15 protein-coding genes are annotated in these 19,059 nt (G+C 48.8%); 13 read left to right on the top strand and 2 right to left on the bottom strand.

Features of this window, described 5'->3' with window-relative positions; all coding sequences use genetic code 11:
* Window positions 1-483 precede the first annotated feature (483 nt).
* A complete protein-coding gene (locus tag HH215_RS24275) occupies window positions 484-2,385 on the top strand; it encodes a hypothetical protein (RefSeq protein ID WP_169282235.1) in 1,902 nt (633 codons plus the stop codon).
* A gap of 2,120 nt (window positions 2,386-4,505) precedes the next feature.
* Here HH215_RS24275 and HH215_RS24280 read toward each other — a convergent pair.
* Window positions 4,506-5,516 (bottom strand): tyrosine-type recombinase/integrase, encoded by a 1,011-nt coding sequence (locus HH215_RS24280; protein WP_169282236.1) that lies wholly within the window; start codon window positions 5,514-5,516, stop codon window positions 4,506-4,508.
* A gap of 201 nt (window positions 5,517-5,717) precedes the next feature.
* Here HH215_RS24280 and HH215_RS24285 point away from each other — a divergent pair, with 201 nt between their 5' ends.
* From HH215_RS24285 to HH215_RS24325, 9 genes are all read left to right on the top strand, one after another.
* Window positions 5,718-6,296, top strand: coding sequence for a Pycsar system effector family protein (locus HH215_RS24285; protein WP_169282237.1), 579 nt, complete (start codon window positions 5,718-5,720; stop codon window positions 6,294-6,296).
* 13 nt (window positions 6,297-6,309) lie between these two features.
* Window positions 6,310-7,053 carry an adenylate/guanylate cyclase domain-containing protein gene (locus HH215_RS24290; protein WP_169282238.1) on the top strand — a complete coding sequence of 248 codons (744 nt, stop codon included), beginning with the start codon at window positions 6,310-6,312 and terminating at the stop codon, window positions 7,051-7,053.
* A gap of 571 nt (window positions 7,054-7,624) precedes the next feature.
* Window positions 7,625-7,861 (top strand): hypothetical protein, encoded by a 237-nt coding sequence (locus HH215_RS24295; protein ID WP_169282239.1) that lies wholly within the window; start codon window positions 7,625-7,627, stop codon window positions 7,859-7,861.
* A 35-nt stretch (window positions 7,862-7,896) separates the two neighbouring features.
* Complete coding sequence (locus tag HH215_RS24300) at window positions 7,897-8,415, top strand: DinB family protein (RefSeq protein WP_169282240.1); 519 nt, start codon at window positions 7,897-7,899, stop codon at window positions 8,413-8,415.
* Window positions 8,416-8,908: 493 nt separating this feature from the next.
* Window positions 8,909-9,070 (top strand): hypothetical protein, encoded by a 162-nt coding sequence (locus tag HH215_RS24305; RefSeq protein ID WP_169282241.1) that lies wholly within the window; start codon window positions 8,909-8,911, stop codon window positions 9,068-9,070.
* A gap of 955 nt (window positions 9,071-10,025) precedes the next feature.
* Window positions 10,026-10,619: a hypothetical protein gene (locus HH215_RS24310; RefSeq protein WP_169282242.1), complete on the top strand. Its 594-nt coding sequence runs from the start codon at window positions 10,026-10,028 to the stop codon at window positions 10,617-10,619.
* A 130-nt stretch (window positions 10,620-10,749) separates the two neighbouring features.
* Complete coding sequence (locus HH215_RS24315; RefSeq protein ID WP_169282243.1) at window positions 10,750-11,430, top strand: response regulator transcription factor; 681 nt, start codon at window positions 10,750-10,752, stop codon at window positions 11,428-11,430.
* On the top strand, window positions 11,426-12,778 hold the full coding sequence (locus HH215_RS24320; RefSeq protein ID WP_510549642.1) for a sensor histidine kinase: 1,353 nt from the start codon (window positions 11,426-11,428) through the stop codon (window positions 12,776-12,778). Before HH215_RS24315 ends, HH215_RS24320 begins: the two co-directional genes overlap by 5 nt.
* A gap of 271 nt (window positions 12,779-13,049) precedes the next feature.
* On the top strand, window positions 13,050-14,021 hold the full coding sequence (locus HH215_RS24325; protein WP_169282245.1) for an alpha/beta fold hydrolase: 972 nt from the start codon (window positions 13,050-13,052) through the stop codon (window positions 14,019-14,021).
* Window positions 14,022-14,133: 112 nt separating this feature from the next.
* Here HH215_RS24325 and HH215_RS24330 read toward each other — a convergent pair whose 3' ends face one another.
* Window positions 14,134-15,075 (bottom strand): NAD(P)-dependent alcohol dehydrogenase, encoded by a 942-nt coding sequence (locus tag HH215_RS24330; protein WP_169282246.1) that lies wholly within the window; start codon window positions 15,073-15,075, stop codon window positions 14,134-14,136.
* A gap of 233 nt (window positions 15,076-15,308) precedes the next feature.
* Here HH215_RS24330 and HH215_RS24335 point away from each other — a divergent pair, with 233 nt between their 5' ends.
* From HH215_RS24335 to HH215_RS24345, 3 genes are all read left to right on the top strand, one after another.
* Window positions 15,309-15,926, top strand: coding sequence for a TetR/AcrR family transcriptional regulator (locus HH215_RS24335; protein ID WP_169282247.1), 618 nt, complete (start codon window positions 15,309-15,311; stop codon window positions 15,924-15,926).
* A gap of 271 nt (window positions 15,927-16,197) precedes the next feature.
* Window positions 16,198-18,060, top strand: a complete 1,863-nt coding sequence (locus HH215_RS24340) for a terpene cyclase/mutase family protein (protein WP_169282248.1) — start codon at window positions 16,198-16,200, stop codon at window positions 18,058-18,060.
* Between the two features lie 661 nt (window positions 18,061-18,721).
* Entirely contained in the window at window positions 18,722-19,051 is a 330-nt protein-coding gene (locus HH215_RS24345) for a PadR family transcriptional regulator (RefSeq protein WP_169282249.1), read from the top strand.
* Window positions 19,052-19,059: the final 8 nt, after the last annotated feature.

Here is a 19,059-nt window from a genome sequence, read left to right on the forward strand (position 1 = left end):
TGTGTTTCCGTCACGGTGCTTGCCGCACCAACAGGCTGTGGCCGGGTTCAAATCCAAGCGGCTACCCTGTCTTGCAGTGGCATCCGAACCCAAACGGCCTACCCCTGTAAAACCAGTAAAACACGCAAATAATCCAGTCGTCAATTATTGGTCAACAAAGGTCAAGCCAGACAGGGTATTGCGAGGCACGGCGCGGGCGCTTCTGCCGAGGGGGCTTGCCCACCTCCAAGTAGAGCGGGTAGAATGCCTTACCGACCCAAACGGCTACCTCGCACCCAGAGCTACGTAGCTGTCGGTCGAGTTGAACCTCGGGGAGTGAAGCCCATAGACCGCCCAACACAAGAAAAGAGAGCCACCCGACCTAGGAATCGGTTGCCTCTCTCATGTACCGCTTAACCTTATGTTTTATACCGAGATTTTACAACAGCGCCCAGCGGGAAGCAATCCGTTGGAGACGATCACAATGGAAAGCGAGGAAATAAAATGAGTGCAGAAGACATACTGAACGAGGCTGAACAAGAAGAAGCAGCTTTGATTGCGCAAGCGGGTTCGGAGCGATTTGTTGCAAACAAAGGCTTGTACCTGCAAGTAAACTTCACTAGCAAAGGGGTAGACCTTAGCCCGATAACTAACTTTGTGTTCGACAATACGCGCTTCGTCAGCGGCGACCGTGGCTTGTTGGCTGATGTTAGAGTAAATGGTAAGTTGGTTAAATCGAGCGCCTTCTTCGACAAGACGAGCTTGACGACCGTAGATGCCTTTCGCAAGAAGCTCCCGACGGAAGCTGATCTCTTGGTTGACCAGAAACAATTCGCCAAGTTCGTCAAGTTCCTTAAAGCTCCTGCCCGTAGTCAGCCACATGTCAACATGATCGATCAAACGGGACTATACAAGGACACCAAGACGGGCGAGTATTATTTCCTGATCTACGACACGCAGGAGAAGCTGCAACGGATTGTGAAAACGCACAGTAAGATCACCTCGACAATCTACTGCGAGGGCATATATGCGTCAAAAACCAAATCGTACGTTCGGCTAGATAGTGACGAAGAGAAGTTTAAGAATACGGCACGAACCTTGCTGAACGAAGTGCCGGAAATACTAGCGAACAACAAGTCCACGATCACGCTCGCTTGGAGCTTCGCTAGCCTTTTAAGCCAACTATACTACGAGAACAAATTGTACTTCCCCATCTTATTTAAGTACGGAGAGCCGGGAGGCGGGAAGTCAACCCTTGCCAAGATTATCGCCGCAATGCTTGGGTATAAATCTGTGAGTGATGCAATTGCGTTTATTTCAACCGCCCAGCCACTCCAAATGGCGCTCGCTGCAACCAACGCCTTTGTTGTCGTGTCGGAAGAGTTTGTTCTGGTGAAGAATAAAGAAGCGAGGCCGATAGCGATACTTAAAGCCGTCTATAACCGCGACAAGATTGAGCGTGGTGAGACGAACAAGCAAAACAGTGTGAGCCAGTTGAGCGCACCGCTGATTCTGCAAGGCAACATCTATATTGATAATGAAGCAGTAGCAGATCGTTGCCTCCCCGTCCACGTCCGGAAAGCAGACCGCGCCATGAAGCAAGCCGATGTTGCCAAGCTTTTGCGGGCAGACTTCAGCCATTTCCTATATCCATATTTGTTGTACCTGATTGAGAGGCAGGACAAGTGGCACGAGTGGTTCGCCCGCGCAGAGGAAATTGTCGGTCGTACCGACGGAGACCAACGGGCGTATAGCGCAGCGAGCGCGGTTGTGTTCGGCATCCTGATGATGAACGACTTGGCGGAGTATGTTGGAGCAAATCAGATCAGCCCGGAAACGATCACCAAGATCATCGAAATTATCATGGAGCAGCGGAGCCTGGCTAACCCCGAAGAACCGTACATCCGCTTTCTCAAGTTCGTGCAGAACAAGCATACGGACGAGAACGTGTCGAAGGAGAAACAGACACTAGTGGACGGCAAGCAGTTTTGGCTAAGCAAGACATACTGGGTGGAAAAGTTTCTGGAAGACGTGAAAAGCAAGGGGCAGGAGGCGGGGCAAAACGATCTGCTCGCCAATCTAGCCGAACAACCTTTTGTCCAAGGCGGCAAGGAAGGCGTAACAAAGTATATGTACCAAAAGACGATCAGAGCGATTGGGATCGACATCGAAGCACTGGCGAAGCAAGTGCCGGAGATCCGCGCAGAACTGTGGAACGATATTCGTTTGACCAACTCGCGCTTGGAAGCCGAGCATGCAACGAAGGACTTGAAGGGTTCAATGGAACATGATGCCGGGAGAGAAGTTGGCAAGAAAGAAGTGCTGGACAAGCTCGAACAGCTACAGGTGTGGCTGAACGAAGAGCAACTCCAAGCTTTCCAAAAACACGGGTTTTTCAACGATTAGTTTCCAGTGGGGAGTGGCTTTCGGGCTGCTCCCTTTTGCTGTCCTTACGTGGCTCTCACGAGTGCCGTAAGGGTGACGCGAAGCCCGGCAAGAGCAGTTCCGAGCCAGATTCGCCGCACTGTTGTTCTTACGTTCTCGGAAGACAAGCGTAAGGTTGACGAAGCCCGGAGCGAGCGGCGGTGGGATGGCTATCCTTACGCTCCGGAGCCATTCGAGTGATGCAAATACCCCCGGCAGAACGACACAGTAGGCCGAAGTACCGAATTTGTCCTGGAGCGTAAGGTTTGGCAAGCTGGAGCCGTGGAGAGCGATCGCCGGAAACCTTACGCTCAGAATGAAGAAGTGTAAGTTCTTCAACTTCTATTGTTATACAACCACCGCTCCCTGCGGAGCTTGTTCAACCTTACGCTCAAGAGTGTTGGAATGTAAGGTTGCGTTAGCTCTTGGAGCCGCTCCGCTTTTGACCCTTCCGGGGTTGTGGCTGGATCATCCCTTGAACGCTTGTCAATCACAACAAGACCTCTCTCTAACCTCGCCGCCCCGAACGGCTCCCGGTCGTGATGGTTTGCACGGTGGAACGGCTCCGGTTCTGCCCCGTCCACTCCCCCGAACCGACGTGTTCTTGTTGCCGATGCCGCCAAACCGGGGGATACCAACAACGCCTAGGAAAGCCAAGCGAATTGCTCCCAAAGGTGATCGTCCACTTGCTCCGCACGAAAGGTTGCGCCCCGCCTGTTTGTGGATGGACGGAAGCAAGGCGCACGAAGCCATTCAACAACAACCTGACCCGACCGCCTTACTGTGGCTGGCTCCGGGCCGCTTGCAACTGCTTTCCTCGGGTTCTTGTTTGCAAGCTGTTGACGGAAAAGCCCAAAGAGGGCCGCAACAGGTCACATGCTCATAACCTGTCACAGCCCCCAAACCCGCGTCCGACGCGGCCTCTCGGCTCTTACTCTTCTCCCGTCGCTACCGGATTCTCACTGTAGCTAATCCAATCGCTCCAGCTTCTTATCCCCCCACTAACCCCTATCCTCAAAGGGTTCCAACGCCAAAAAGTAGGGGTTCGGACCATCGCTGCGGGAATGCCTCGGAGGATATGCCAGCGCCCATGTGCAACGACCTCCCTTGGCTACACTTGGGAGGACTTTGGGAGCAAGAAGCCCGTGGACGACGGGGCTGGCGGAACAGTATGGTTTGAGCCAAAACGAGGTATCCACCTGTGGCTGGGTCAAGCCGAACGGAACGCCAACAAAATGCCGTGAAGCGAGGTAGCACCCCAAAGGGTGGATGGGTTGGGTTGTGAACGGATGGGGTTTGTGGCTGAATCCATGGGCAAGAGCGTCGACAAAGGCTAACTTGACGGGGAAAGATTCAATGCGATAAAATTCAGCATAAAATTTGAGGGCATGGTTCATCTTGGGTTTTAGCGTCACGGGTTTTACCTATGGTGGAGGCTGTCGGTACTCTTAGTTGAGTTTACCAATAATCGCAGCTTCCCCAAAAAACAACAGAAAGCCGCCTTTCCTGCACTCAGGTTAGGCGGCTTTCGCTATTTTCCGAGCCACAAAAGGTACTTTCCTTAGCCTTGTGTGGGTGGATAGCTAGGTTTGCCCCTTTTCAAACTTCTAACACAACGAAAGCACCTTTCCGTTTCTCTTCATCATATGGGTACAACCTGATTCGACCAGTCGAACAACACTAGCAAAACTTTCAAACCAACAGGTTTCGAACAACTGAATCGGGTTGCTATATACTGACGCAATCTCAGAAAAATAGCTCAGAAAAACGACGAACCCGTCGTATCAGTCCCTTTTGTCGCTGTTCGACTGGTGGAACACCTGACGCGGCGGGTTCTACGGTTTGGAGAACAGCGGCGGCAATACAAGAAGCACCACCGACGTTTTCGCGACATCGTTCGTTTTGTCGTATACAGCTATCGATTATATTGGCGTTGGGCCTCACATTCTACTCCACGAAGATATTTGAACACACAACCGGAAAAGCGATTTTACAAAAGCTCTCCAGATACCATTCAAAGAATCCCGATTATTTATGGTTCAAGTATAGATTGGAAGGTAGTATGTTTCATTGTACTTGTCCGGCACCTGCGCTTGCTTTGGTTACACGCCAGCCAACGGACTGCTTTGTTCGTGTTTCTCTTGCAGGTCACGTTGATTCACTTGGACGTATTTCCTGACCATACTGAAATCATGGTGGCCGAGTATCTTTTGCAGCGTGAAAGGGTCGCCGCCATTAAGGACGTACAGCGTTGCGAACGTGTGCCGGAACGTGTGCGGAGAAACTCGAACGCCAGTTATTCCAGCTTTGTCGCCGTGGAGACGGATACGCTCATAGGCTTGGTTGTACGTCAGGGGCTTGCCGTAGTTGAGCAGAAACACGGTGGAAGGGCAGCGGGTGGCAAACTGCTTTCGGTTCTCTTGGATGAGTGCGGCGAGAAGTTCCGCAGTACGTTTGCGTACAGGTACAACCCTTGACGTGCCGTTCTTGGCAACGGTGGCGCGGACAGTGATTGTTCTATTGGCAACGTCTAGGTCATCCGCAGTGAGGTTCAGCGCTTCGTTGATCCGCAATCCGGTGTCGAAAAGCAAGGTGAGCAGCACGTAGTCACGGAAGCCGGTATACTCCCGCTGGTTTGGCGCTGCTAGCAGTTGGAGGACTTGCTCTTTCTCGAATGCACCAAGCGTGTCCTCTTTTACCTTTTGCAGTTTGACACGGGAAGCAAGGTCAGTTTGCAGGTAGCCTTCGTCGTGGAGAAACCGAAGGAAGCACTTGAGCGTCCGGGTACGGATGTTCACGGTTGCGGGGGACAAACCTTGGGCTGTGTTGTGGTCTTGCAACGTCGGGTGTCCGTCGTATAGAGCCTGTTCGGTCAGCATGTGCCCGACGTACTGGCGAAAGTGGTCAGCGGTCAGTTCTTCCAGTTTGAGTGTCGGGTGGTGTTTAGTCAGCCAGCGTTGCAGGTAACGGTAGTGGCTTTTGTGGTCGTTCAGCGTCCGGGGCTTCAACCCTTCGATTTTCTTGGCGCGAAAAAATATATCAAAGTAATAATCAATCGGATGATGTAGGGTGATCTTAGAAGAAGCTAGCCGTTCACGAGTTGCTGTTGGCATATAATTATCTCCTTTCGCGAAAAATACCGCCAAGGTTGGCGGCAATCGGGCTATTTTGATTTTAAAAGGTTTAGTTTTATTTCAACAAGATGATGGCAAATCACTTGGAGGATGCGTCTTACAATGATGGTTCTTTTTGGCCCTAAATGGTAAGATGGTAATAAGTACATAGCAATCTTCCAGTTTGGATTGGTGGGAAAAATGTCGAATAGTAGTTCAGACGATACACAACAGATATATGAGACAGACAAGACGAAGCAAATTCAATTTGCTATGGATAGTTTTAAAAATATCCAAGAATTAATCCGTTTTATTGATCAAAAAGCTGCTGCAGTGCTGGTTGTTTATGGGTTTATAATAACTGCTTATATTGAGTTTTCTAAAACGCAATCGTTTATTAATCCATTCAAGCTAAGCCTAGTTCCGGGTATTGGTTCGAGTCTTATATTTGTATTTGGTGTTCTAACTTTAGGAAATATTGTTAGACAGATATATTTTATCATTGTAAAAATACTTAAGCCTCGACTTGCAATGAACTACAAAGAAGACGAGCATTCTGTCTTTTACTTTGAACATATCTCTAGTATACGTAAAAATGTTCTGAATTCTCGACTGAAGTCCATTTCGGAAGATCAAATTATCGAAGAGATAGCTGGGCAAATTCACGAAGTAGCAAAAATAATGACTATTAAGACACATCGTCTAGGGTATGTCTTTAATGGACTCCTGTACACTGTTGGATTTCTGACGGTTTACATTATACTCATTCAAATATTATAAAGAGGTGAAGCAAATGTCTTTGAAAGAAAGCATTAAGAAAAAAGTCAAGGAAATAATGGATGAGGATTTTGTTACTGAAGATGTAACCTATGTTCCCTCTATTGATAACGCTAAGTTAACATTTGGAAATAAAGGATTAAGGTTTGAAGCAACTGTATTATTTATAGATATGCGGGGCTCAACAAAGATACTGAATAATCATAATAAATCTACGGTTGCCAAAATACATATGGCTTACTTTCATACAATAATAAAATTAGCAGATAAGCTCGGTGGAGAAGTGAGGAGCTTTAATGGCGACAGCATGCTAGTCTTTTTCCAAGGCACATCAAAAACAACTTTAACTAATGCAGTTCAAGCTGCAATGCAAATGAAATATATGATTACCAACTCTGAAAGTGGAATAAATAACTATTTAGCCAAGTATTCAGCTATAGATTTTGGAATTGGTTTAGATGATGGGAAAATTCTTTGTACAAAGATCGGGGTTGGTGGGGATTCCAATAATAAAGACTTGATTTGGATTGGAAACTCTGTTAACAAATCTGTCGTATTAAGTGATAAAGCTCATTCTCCTAACCATGTTTGTATATCAAACTATGTTTACACTAACCTCGAAGATCGATTGAAATACGTAACTGAAAAGGATTTCCTAGGTAGGGATGTAAAAAAAGACATCTGGTCAAGTGGGACAATAGAGTATAACGGTTCAAATGAAACCTATTACTATACAACCTACCATGTAGCTGTCAACTAGGACTGCAATTTTGCAAACAACCACCAACAAGCGGCAAACAACAGTGTCCAACCCATCCACCCTTTGGGGTGCTACCTCGCTTCACGGCATTTTGTTGGCGTTCCGTTCGGCTTGACCCAGCCACAGGTGGATACCTCGTTTTGGCTCAAACCATACTGTTCCGCCAGCCCCGTCGTCCACGGGCTTCTTGCTCCCAAAGTCCTCCCAAGTGTAGCCAAGGGAGGTCGTTGCACATGGGCGCTGGCATATCCTCCGAGGCATTCCCGCAGCGATGGTCCGAACCCCTACTTTTTGGCGTTGGAACCCTTTGAGGATAGGGGTTAGTGGGGGGATAAGAAGCTGGAGCGATTGGATTAGCTATGAGGGGAATCCGGTGGCTGTGGGGGAAGAGTAAGAGCCGAAAAGCCGCGTCGGGCGCGGTTTAGGGGGCTGCGACAGGGTGGGAGCAAGTAACCTGTCACAGCCCCCTTTGGCTTTTCCGTCAACAGCTTGCAAACAAGAAGTTGGCGAAAGCAGTTGACAGAACCCCGGAGCCAGCCACAGTTGGGCATTCGGGACAGGTGGTTGTTGAATGATCGTGCGCTTTGCTTCTGTCCATTCACAAGCAGGTGCGGCAAGTCCTTTCGTGCGGAGCAATCTATCAAATGATGGCGAACTGAGGCTGGTGCTGTCAACATTTCCTGCCCAATTGTTCTTGATAACCTATTGTGTTAGCATGGACTCAGATGAATATCAGGAGGCGTTTAAAATGAAAACAACAGTCAACTACGGGCAAATTATTAGGGGATTAGCGCATAATCGCCCTTAAACTGCGTGATTCCCCAATCGAAAGGGGAAACCGATTTGAAGAAGTATGCATTGCAGCAGTTCAATTATCACGTTTGGGCGAACCGGAAGATTTGCGAATATTTACAGGAGCTTTCAGAGGAGGTATACCGAAAGGAGATTGTCAGCGTATTTCCGACTATCTTCGACACAATGGTTCATATTTATGTGATTGATCGAGGTTGGCTGTCATTCTTTGTCGCGGGTGGCGTCACTGACATGTCGGTTGAATATTTGGAGCGCTTGAAAGACTCGATCGATTCCATAGTGGCAGAGACTAAAGGAAAGCGCATAGAAGAGTTAAGTCAGATGATGAATGATCTGGCCGATCGATTTCGGATATTCATTGAACAGCATGAGGACATCGAAGTCGTTTATCCTTCCGGGACGTTCAATGCCCGGTGTGTGGATTATATTCAGCACTTTGTGAACCATGGAACGTACCACCGCGGTAATGTGACCGCCATGCTTCGGCAATTGGGGCATCCGGGAACACCCACAGACTATGGTTTTTATCTGTATTCTTTAAGCCAGTAATCTTTTTATATGGAGATTATGGCTTTAGCCTGGAACAAGTGTTCCAGGCTATTTTTAAGCTTCCTTCATGGAAAGTTACGAAGGAGCAGTAAGAAGTTGCAAACAACCGCCAACAGGCTGCAAACATGATTGCCGTTGTGGTCGTCCACCCTCCGGGTGCTACCTTGCTTCACTTGGCCTTTTGTAGGCGATCCGCTCGGCTTGACCCAGCCACAGGTGGATACTTCCCCTTGGCTCAAACCACACTGTTCCGCCAGCCCCGTCCTCCACGAGCTTCTTGCTCCACAAGTCCTCCCAAGCGTAGCCAAGGGAGGTCTTTGCACATGAGCGCTGGCATATCCTCCGATGCATTCCCGCCGCGCTGATCGGAACCTCTACTTTTCGGCGTTGGAACTATTCTAGCATAGGGGTTCGTGGGGGAAAAGAAGCTGGAGCGATTGGATTTCTTACAGCGAGAATCCGATCGCGACGGGGGAAGAGAAGGATTAGAGACATGTGGCAGTATGTAGATTATGAATACAGAGCATGGCGCGATGACCGCCACCGCTCTGTATTTTTATGCGTTGAAGTCAACATGGAGTCAACAGTTAAAGTTGTAGATTACCGCGTTGAAATCATGCCACAAGTAGAAGACAGCTCTGCGACCAAATTGTAATCAAAATTTTCTTATCTGATGCAAGGAGAAAGAAGGGGAGAACCTAGTTATATTGCGAAACGTGGAAGCACGATTAGAATAGCCTTGAAGGAGTCGAGTCCGGAAGAGTATGCCATGTATTTTAACTGTAACACAACGCTTATTCGCACTTTCAGGGAAGTTTTTACCGATAAATCCAGATCTCAGAGAGGCCGCGCTTGGATGCGGGTTGGAGGGCTGTGACAGGTTGCCGTTCGGGGACCGTCGCGGCCTTCTTTGGCGTTTTCGTTCAACAGCTTGCATGCAAACAAGAACCCGGCGATGGCAGTTACAGGAACCAAGGCGTCAGCTGCAGCAACGCAGTCTAGCGAGCAGGACATGATCATTATTCCACGAATACTTCAAGTACTACGAATTTATTAAGTTTAGATATAAGTCAGTAATTATACTACCAATTGAGCCCGGGGCCATGGGTGATCGCCATCGCGCTGCACCCTGACTCACGTCACCTTGCACCAAAGGTATAAATCCAGCAAAAATTCGCTGACATAACGATTCTTTTGAAACTTAAAACCGCCTATCGTCCGTTGCCGTTGCCGAGCGTTTTTTTCTAACGTCTGCCGTAGCCTCTATTTCGTCGAAAAGAAGTGTTCTAGAATTTTAACGGAACTAGCAGCCTCTATTTAGACACAATAGGTATGCTTTCACTGAAAAACAATAAAATAAGAGCGCTCATTTCCGTTAGATTTTAAAAATTGCCTTTTTGAGCAGAATAGCGGCCGCTGGTTCCGTTAGGTTCAAGCCAACGTAGTGTACCTAGAAAACTAAGCGATTCCTAATGCGATTGCCCTGCAAGTGTGACAATGAGGGATTGTGAGAGAACTAATTATATACTGGGGAGTTTGGATCAAGGTGCCAAATCTGCCTGCGAATTGAGAAACCTGATAGCGTTCGCTTTTACGAGGGAGGAAGAGGAATGAATAAAAATAGCGCGATTGTTGTTTGTCTCATTCTTTCGATTGCAGTAAATGCATTTTTGCTGAAAATGTATTTTGACCATAAATCAAATCAAGCTGCGCTTGAAAAAGGAATTCTCATGAATGAATATATTGATAGGGGAAAGGAATTGGGATATTTCAGGGCATTTGTCAATGAATTAGCAGCGAAAGAGGGCGAGCATCTCCCTATTAGCGAAGAACAATCCAATCTATATTGGATATTGGCCGTGCCTGGAGAATCGATCATTATGGATTTTGCATATGAGGTAAAAGCAGATTATGAGCTTTACGATGATTATCTAGAGATCATTCAACAATTTGATAGAGAGTACAAGGAAATCGTTAATCAATTTAAACTCAAATTACCGAAAATGAATAAGGAAAAGTTAGTAGCCTTGGGTCAACATTTAGACGAGACGTATGATTTGTTTATTGGTAAAGCATTACGGGATTGGAAAATCAGCAGGACAGGCAAGAAGCTAGACATTCGATTTCAGCCGCCTAAAGAAATACTTAATCAGGGAATACAAGAGCTGAAGTTGATTCGTGAAGAACTGCAAGCTCTTGAGTAATTTATCGAATATCGGAGGCCAGCGTCGGACGCGGGATTTAGACAGCTTATCCAGCCGGAGGCTTCCGTTCATACTGAGTTTAAACAACTGTCGTAAAATGTAACGGCGCAGGCGGAAAGGAGGAAGACGGATGCCCAAAGTGCTGGTTGTGGACGACGATGCGCACATTCGCGAACTGGTACGGCTCTACCTCGAAGACGAAGGGATCGAAGTCGTGCAGAAGGGAAACGGCGTTGAAGCGCTGGAATACGCCGAGAATCATTCGCCGGATCTGGTCGTCTTGGATATCATGATGCCGAGCATGGACGGTTGGGACTTGTGCGCCAAGCTCCGAGAGCTTGGCGACATGCCAATTCTCATGATTACCGCAAAAGGCGAGCCGGCGGACCGGATCAAAGGCTTCAAGCTAGGTACCGACGATTATCTCGCGAAGCCGTTCGACCCGATGGAGCTTACGCTGCGGGTCAAGGCGCTGTTGAAACGTTACCGCATAGCCTGTTCCCAAACGGTTCGGCTTGGCGATCTGCAGTTGGACCGCAAAAGCTACCAGGTGGTGAACAAGGACGGCCTGGAGATCACCTTGCCGATGAAAGAATTCGAGCTGCTCTACAAGTTCGGGAGTTATCCGGTGCAGTTGTTCACCAGGGATCGTCTGATCGAAGAAATATGGGGAATGGATTATGAAGGAGGCGAGCGGACCGTGGACGTTCATATCAAGCGGCTTCGGGATCGCTTCGCCGAACACGAGTCTGATTTCCGCATTGTAACGCTGCGAGGTCTCGGCTACCGCCTGGAGGTGTACCGGGATTAAATCGCTCTATACCCGCATGGTTCTCCTCTTCATCGGCATTATCGTCGTCAGCCTCGTCATCGCTTCCGTCGCGTCTGCGCTGCTGTTCCAGAAACCGTTCGAACGAACGCTGGAGAATAGCCTACTGTCGAACGGCAAGCAAATCATTCAGACCTACCGTTCGTCCCCCGGAACGGAATTGATTCCTTTCATGAATAACGTTTCCAGCATCTCGATTTACGCGATTCAACTGTTCGACGTCTCAGGCAAGCCGCTGCTGGAAGACGGGGCGGAGCCCGTCGTTCCCGGGGCGGAACGGGTTCGCAGCGTGCTGGCCGGCGGCGTAGCCAGAGAAATCGGGAACGAAGGGCGGTATCCGATGGTCGGACTTCCGTTCCCGGTTGACGGCAAGTCCTATGCCTTATTCGTCATGCTGAAGAGCAATGAAATGTGGATGCAGTCGAACAAAGAAGTCAACACGGAGCTGTTGACCGTCTTTCTGATCGGAAGTTTCCTCGTTCTGGTCGGCGCGAGATTCATTGTGAAGCCGCTTCTTCGGCTGAGAGACGCGGCCGGGCAAATGGCTCAAGGCCATTATGACGTGCAGCTCCGGACAAATCGTAAGGATGAGATCGGACAGCTTAACGCGAGCTTTAACGATATGGCGCAGGAAGTCGCCAAGTTGGACCGGATGAGGCGGGAATTCGTGGCGAACGTATCGCATGAGATCCAGTCGCCGCTGACGTCCATCTCGGGTTTCGCCAAGGCGCTGAAGCAGAAACGCATGAGCGAGGAAAGCCGAATGTATTACCTGACGATTATCGAGGAAGAAAGCGAGAGGTTGTCCAGGATCAGCCAGAACCTGCTGCGGCTTTCTTCCTTGCAGCATCATCGTCATCCCGTCCAATCTTCGGCTTACCGGCTTGACGAACAGCTCCGCAATATTGTCATCGCTCTAGAGCCGCAATGGTCGGGCAAAGAAATCGCCGTCGAATTGGACCTGGAACCGGTAACCGTTCATGCGGACGAGGATCAACTCAGCCAGGTATGGACGAATTTACTGAGCAACGCCATTAAATTCACTCCCGTTCTCGGAAGGGTTTGCATCCGCGCCTATACCGACGACCGGTCGGCGGTCGTCCGCATAACGGACAACGGGATCGGAATACCGGAGGATCAGCGGACGGATATTTTCAAGCCGTTTCACAAAGCGGATAAGGCCCGTGACCGCGCCGTCAGCGGAAGCGGACTGGGACTATCCATCGTCAAACAAATCGTGGATATCCATGAAGGAGAAATCCGGGCGGACGGAGCGCCGGACGGAGGTTCGGTATTCACCGTGAAGCTGCCGCTCGGGATGAGCCCGTAACAACCGCATAGCACGTCTTACCTTCATAGCAATCGGGGGCTTTCGGCCTCCGATTGTTTTTTTGTAATTCTCCATTCATTTTCAATTTAAATAAGGCGAGTATAGTGTGCCTAGATGAAAGAAAAGGAGAGAGAGTTTACATGAATTAGCTAACCGTCGGAAGAGCAGTCACAGGTAGGAAAAACAATACGTTTACAGTTGGAGGAGAAATATGCGTCTATTTTTTCGTCGTTGGACAAAGCGCGCGGCCATCGCCCTCGCTATCCTTGCAATGGTTCTAGTCTTAATCGGCTCCGTGTACGAACAATCGTCTCGCAATCGAGCCGCCGAAGATTTCCCGCCGCCTGGAAGGCTTGTGGACATAGGCGGTCGCCAGATCCACCTGAATTGCGAAGGTCAAGGCACGCCGCTTGTCGTGCTCGAGGCGGGTGCCGACACCAGCGGGTCTGCGCTATGGCAACCCGTGCAGGAGCAGGTCGCCCGGTTCACGCGAGTATGCTCCTATGACCGGGCCGGCATTATGTGGAGCGATCCGGCTAAAGGTCAGCGCAACGGTCTCGCCATTGCTGAAGATTTTCACAAGGTTATGCGTGCCGCGAATGAAAAACCGCCTTATCTTATGGTCGGTGCGTCGATGGGCGGCCCGTACGTCATGACGTTCACCAAGCATTACGGAAAAGAAGTCGCCGGGATGGTTCTGGTCGATGCCTCGCATCCAGAACAGACCGCGCGCCTCGCTCGGGCCACCGGCGAGCCGGAAAGCGATCCGATTCCAATCGTGTTTCGAGCCCTTGCGGCGGTTGCGTGGTCCGGTTTGCCAAGGCTCGTGCTTCCCGATGCCGAGGTCCCGGAGTTGCCGCCCCAGACGGCTAAAGCGATCACGGCCTATCAACCGACATCGCTCAAGGCCGCCTTCGCGGAGGCAGCCGCATTCGAAGATTCGCTACGTGAAGCCGGAACATTCCGTACCCTCGGTAGCCTTCCCCTCGCCGTGCTCTCCAGAGGAAAGCCTTGGAGCGCTTTCAGCGAAACCGAACGGACCGCAAGCGGCCTCACGCGCGAACAGTTCGATCATGCGGAAGCGGCTTGGGCAAGCATGCAGGCCGAGCAGGCCGGCTGGTCTTCCAACAGCACGCATCAAGTTCTTGCAGACTCCAGCCACGTTATGCAGTTGGAGCGCCCGGACGCGATTATTGCCGCTATTAAGGACGTCGTCGGAAAGATAAAGAGCTCTCGAAGATAAGTCTGCTGACCGGACCTCTACACGTACCGGCGCAAACGATTGATTGAGATTCGACAGAAAAAGGCCGAATTTGCCGCATTGCAAACGCAAATTCAGCCTTTTTTTGTTCTCATTAGTCGGAATGTTCAATGAATACGGCTACCCCGCCTCTTTTGCGTCCCCTTTCGACATATTCATGTGCTTCTACAATTCGATCCATAGGATAGATTGCGTCTACGACCGGTTTAAAATGCCCGGCTTGGATTAGCGCTTTGATCTTCGCAAGACGCTCTGAATTCAATTCTAATTTTCCATCATCGATGGAGATATATTTACCTTTTGGTTTAAGCGACTTTTTGCATATTTCCTTCAATTTAGAAGTTTTATATCTTCCGGCTGCATCGAGCACGAAGTCGTAGCGCTCGACGAGATTTACCGCATCGTCTTGGGCGTAATCAATCATTTTATCCGCACCCAAAGCATGTATAAATTCCAAGTTTCGAGTGCTGCATACTCCGGTAACTTCAGCGCCGTAATATTTAGCCAGTTGTACGGCCGCGGTACCGGAAGTTCCCGAAGCTCCGAATATCAGCACCTGATGACCGGGTTTAATATTTCCTTCCTCAATGCGTTGTAACGCCAACAGTCCGCCATACGCGGCGGAGGTTGCCTCTTCGTAACTGATATTTTCGGGTTTTAGCGATAGACATCCGTGCATAGAGTCTGTTTCTCTCATGCATTTGTACTGGGCATAGGCTCCGAGTCCAAAACCCGTAACCCCATAAACTTGATCGCCCGGTTTAAACCGTTTGATGTCTTTGCCTATGGATTCGATTTCTCCTGCTAACACCATGCCTAGGATAGATTTTCTCGGTTTTGTTAGCCCTAAGAAGAGACGCATCGGCAGCCAAAACCGGAGCGGCAATTGCGAACCCCGAATGTAGATGTCGCTTGCGGTTACTGCCGTAGCGTAGATTTTAATGCATACTTCATCGTGCTGTGGAGAAGGTTTGTTTACTTCCTCGAGTCGAAGCACTTCCGGTGGGCCATATTTTGTACACACGACCGCTTTCATGGAATCAATTCCTTCCGGGCTGTAATTTGAAACTTTTGACCAGAATGTAAATACCGGCAAAAAACTCAAAGGGGATATACGGAAGATACGGATCTCTCCAACCGCAAGGAATGGTATTGAATTTATTCCAAACTTTAATTACACTGTACAGTGTAATTAATAAACAGTCAATGCGTAATTACGCTACATATTGTTGTTTATTTGATGTCATTTTGAGAGGATTATACGAAGATATGAACGTACCCGCTCCCAAGAAAAGAGATACAAGCAAGAAGCGTGAACTCATACTTAGCAGAGCCATGGAAGTGTTTGCCGAACTGGGTTACGACAATACAAGCATGGATCGGATCGCTGATTTCGCAGGGGTTTCCAAACGCACGGTCTATAATCACTTTTTGAATAAAGAGAATCTTTTTCAAGAGGTGATTGCCATGTTTCTCAAGGAGCAACAAGTTCTGAAGCAAATTAGCTACGATCCTGCAAGATCGTTGGAAGATCAATTAACGGCATTTGCGAATGCCGAGTTGTTTTTGATTAACAGTCCCTCAAGGCTCGGATTATCGCGCGTGCTTACTTCCGTTTTTATTAGAGATATCGACTACGCGAGAATGACCAGGGCGAAGTACGCTTCTCCTCATGAACTGTTAATAAAGTGGCTTATTGCTGCACACAAAGACAACAAACTTCATATAGACAATCCATCGCTTGCCGCGCGGGTGTTTTACGCCATGATCGAAGGCGCTCTCACTTGGCCGGCGTTATTCCAACAGGGGATAAACACTGAAGCCGTCAAACCTCTGATGGACGAGCTTATATATACTTTCCTAACGAGATATCGCAAAGTCGTATAGCAAACTTCGGCGAACGTCTTTTGTTCTGTTGTACACCAAAAGGGAGGTAATAAGCCATGACGAAAGAACCCGGCAAGAAGAGAACGGACTCGGCTTCTAGCTGGTCCTCCCCTAGCTACCGATAAATATTGATAAGTGCGTCGTCCGCAGCCCATGCTCATCTAGGCAAATGATTGAAAATCAGCCTGCTAGGTGAAAACCTCTGCCAAAGGATCACACCGTACATAGTATGAGCCAACTAAGGTGTGAACGCCTGTTTCGGGGTGCAACTATGGAGCTGCTGGAGAGAGTACGATTAGAAATCGAACGTTACATCAGCCGTCTGAAGACGGAACAACAGGCGAACGGGTCTTGGAAGTATTGTTTCGAAGCAGGACCCGTGACAGATGCCTATATGATGATTCTCTTAAGCACCCTTAACAGCCCAGACAAAGAGCTTATTCCCTTGCTCGGCCGGCGCTTGCTGAACAAACAGGCAGCGAATGGATCATGGAAGCAGTACGACGATGATGAAGGTCATCTCTCTTCTACGATCGAGGCTTATACCGGGCTGTTGCTATCTGGTTATTCAGATCGACATGACCGGCATATGAAGTTGGCGGAAGCCTTTATCCTCCGTAACGGCGGAATTGAGAATGCTCATATTTCCACCAAGTTCATGCTGGCTTTAAATCGACTTTATCCCTGGCCAGCTTTTTATCCGATTCCGTTATTCTTGCTGCATATCCCTAAGTTTATCCCCTTTAGCTTTTACAGATGGAGCACCTATGTTCGCACTCATTTTGCCCCCGTATTGATTCTTTGCCACCGAAAATTCTCGCTTAGGAAGCCATCCGCACCGGACATTACCCACTTATTCGTAACTCGTAAACACAAAAAGCTGGATACAAAGAGCCGTTGGCTACATGCGTTCTCGGAACGATGGTCAGCCAACCCTGTCTCTAAGGCGGCAATTAAGAAAGCGGAGCGTTATATGCTGCAAAATATAGAACAGGACGGCACTTTAAGCAGTTATGCGAGCGCTACCTTTTTCATGATTTATGCGTTACTGTCTCTCGGCTACGAGCATGATTCTCCTGTTATTCAGCATGCTATTCAGGGGTTAACCTCTTTTGGACACCAATTAAACGATGAGGCCCATATTCAGAACTCTCCTTCTACGGTATGGGACACGGCGCTGATTTGTCATTCTTTACAGGAAGCGGGACTAACGACGGAAGATCCGGCGATTCAGAATGCTGCTCAATATTTACTTGACCTTCGGCAAAGAGATCTGAGGGAGGGGGGAGGAGACAACCTTGCTCGCCTCGCGGGAGGATGGGGATTTTCTGAAAGCAGCGTCGCAATTCCGGACGTGGATGATACGCAGGCCGTTTTGCGGGCGCTTACGCGGTTTGCAGACCAGCAATTAGATTATCGGGGGGCGTGGAGAACGGGAGTTAACTGGTTGTTAGGAATGCAAAATGATGATGGAGGCTGGGCCGCCTTTGAAAAGAACAGCATCCCATCTATGAATCGCTTATTCCGCATACAGAACTTTGCGGATACGGCTGTAGATCCTTCTGCTGCGGATGTAACGGGTCGTACCCTTGAATTTATGGGCAGTCACTTGAAATTGACAATGACTCATCTCCGGGTTCAAGACAGCGTGCACTGGCTTATCAAAAATCAAAAAAAAGATGGATCATGGTACGGTCGGTGGGGAATTTCTTATATCTATGGGACATGGGCCGCGGTCACCGGAATGAGAGCAGTCGGGATGTCTGCCGATCATCCGATCATTCGACAAGCGATCGACTGGCTGTTAAAGATCAGGCAATCGGACGGCGGGTGGGGCGAGTCTTGCAAGAGCGATATACGCAAAAGGTATGTTCCTGCTCCCTACTCTACGGTTGTTCATACGGCTTGGGCACTCGATACCCTCATTGCCGTCCATGATCAGCCAACCGATGAGATCGACAAAGGACTGATCAACTTATTGGAATGGAACAGGCAGAAAAGCGAACGATCAACGTACCCGACCGGTGCCGGCCTGCCCGGGCATTTCTATATTCATTATCACAGTTATCCCCATATTTGGCCCTTGCTTACGTTAAGCCACTACATGAAGAAATACAAAGGCTACTGCTTATAATCAATTTCACTTATACGAGAAAGCAGCCCTGCCCCCTTTCTGGACATTCACATATGCTAGACTAACCGCCACAAAGCGGGAGAAAGCCGTTGATGGTGAGAAAGACGATTAATACGAAAGGAGAAATTGGAGATACTATGGCTTATCTTGACCCGTATTTAATGAGAACGTTTCGGTGCAGATTCATGAATCCTATGAATTTTCACCGTGTTTGCGGAATTCTTAGGTCTCATCGATCTCAAGATTTAAGAGACCACGGTAAATGTTGCCAGATGATTGATAGGCTATCCGATTGTTTGGGAGTGCCGGTCACACCCGAACAAAGAGAGAACGCAGCCCAATGGCTGATGAATTGCTCTGTTGATCCTGAAAATCCTTGCCATCGTAGACGGATGTGGAGTTTAATCCATGGATTTTGATATCCTGATATGAGCACATGGAAGCCCGCCCTCATCTTGATTACTAGGTGGGGGCTTTTTAATATGTACAATTGCACCTTATTAGCCTGGGCTCGATGCAAACTGAAAGCGCTTCCGGTTGAGGGTGGATCGAAGATCATGCCCATTTTTCAAGGCACCTCCTTAACAAGGTAATGTAATTAAAATAGTACCTTGACAGTCACAGTAGTGTGTCGTATCATGCAGATATGGAGGGTGATTGTATGAGCGAGAACAAAATCACATCCGACCTGCTGCGCGGACATACGGATACGATGATTTTAAGGCTCTTGTCGGAAGCTGACCGCTACGGCTACGAGATTGTCAAACTGATTGCCGAGCGCTCGGATGGCGAGTATGAATTAAAGGAAGCGACGATGTACTCCAGTGTCCGCCGGCTTGAGGTCGACGGTGATATTGAGTGGTATTGGGGAGATGAATCGCAGGGCGGACGGCGTAAATATTTCAGGATTACCGAAAAGGGCAAGACGACTTACGAACGCAACAAAAGCAACTGGGAGTACGCAAAGCGCGTGCTTGAAAACTTACTATAGGGAGAGTT

The organism is Cohnella herbarum, assembly GCF_012849095.1.
GTDB classification, from domain to species: domain Bacteria; phylum Bacillota; class Bacilli; order Paenibacillales; family Paenibacillaceae; genus Cohnella; species Cohnella herbarum.

What these genes read in the sequence shown, in the direction of transcription:
- HH215_RS24280 (WP_169282236.1), bottom strand. Translation starts at nt 5,516, where the DNA reads ATGCCAACAGCAACTCGTGAACGGCTAGCTTCTTCTAAGATCACCCTA.
- HH215_RS24305 (WP_169282241.1), top strand. Translation starts at nt 8,909, where the DNA reads ATGTGGCAGTATGTAGATTATGAATACAGAGCATGGCGCGATGACCGC.
- HH215_RS24325 (WP_169282245.1), top strand. Translation starts at nt 13,050, where the DNA reads ATGGTTCTAGTCTTAATCGGCTCCGTGTACGAACAATCGTCTCGCAAT.
- HH215_RS24275 (WP_169282235.1), top strand. Translation starts at nt 484, where the DNA reads ATGAGTGCAGAAGACATACTGAACGAGGCTGAACAAGAAGAAGCAGCT.
- HH215_RS24285 (WP_169282237.1), top strand. Translation starts at nt 5,718, where the DNA reads ATGTCGAATAGTAGTTCAGACGATACACAACAGATATATGAGACAGAC.
- HH215_RS24345 (WP_169282249.1), top strand. Translation starts at nt 18,722, where the DNA reads ATGAGCGAGAACAAAATCACATCCGACCTGCTGCGCGGACATACGGAT.
- HH215_RS24315 (WP_169282243.1), top strand. Translation starts at nt 10,750, where the DNA reads ATGCCCAAAGTGCTGGTTGTGGACGACGATGCGCACATTCGCGAACTG.
- HH215_RS24310 (WP_169282242.1), top strand. Translation starts at nt 10,026, where the DNA reads ATGAATAAAAATAGCGCGATTGTTGTTTGTCTCATTCTTTCGATTGCA.
- HH215_RS24290 (WP_169282238.1), top strand. Translation starts at nt 6,310, where the DNA reads ATGTCTTTGAAAGAAAGCATTAAGAAAAAAGTCAAGGAAATAATGGAT.
- HH215_RS24335 (WP_169282247.1), top strand. Translation starts at nt 15,309, where the DNA reads ATGAACGTACCCGCTCCCAAGAAAAGAGATACAAGCAAGAAGCGTGAA.
- HH215_RS24295 (WP_169282239.1), top strand. Translation starts at nt 7,625, where the DNA reads ATGATCGTGCGCTTTGCTTCTGTCCATTCACAAGCAGGTGCGGCAAGT.
- HH215_RS24340 (WP_169282248.1), top strand. Translation starts at nt 16,198, where the DNA reads ATGGAGCTGCTGGAGAGAGTACGATTAGAAATCGAACGTTACATCAGC.
- HH215_RS24330 (WP_169282246.1), bottom strand. Translation starts at nt 15,075, where the DNA reads ATGAAAGCGGTCGTGTGTACAAAATATGGCCCACCGGAAGTGCTTCGA.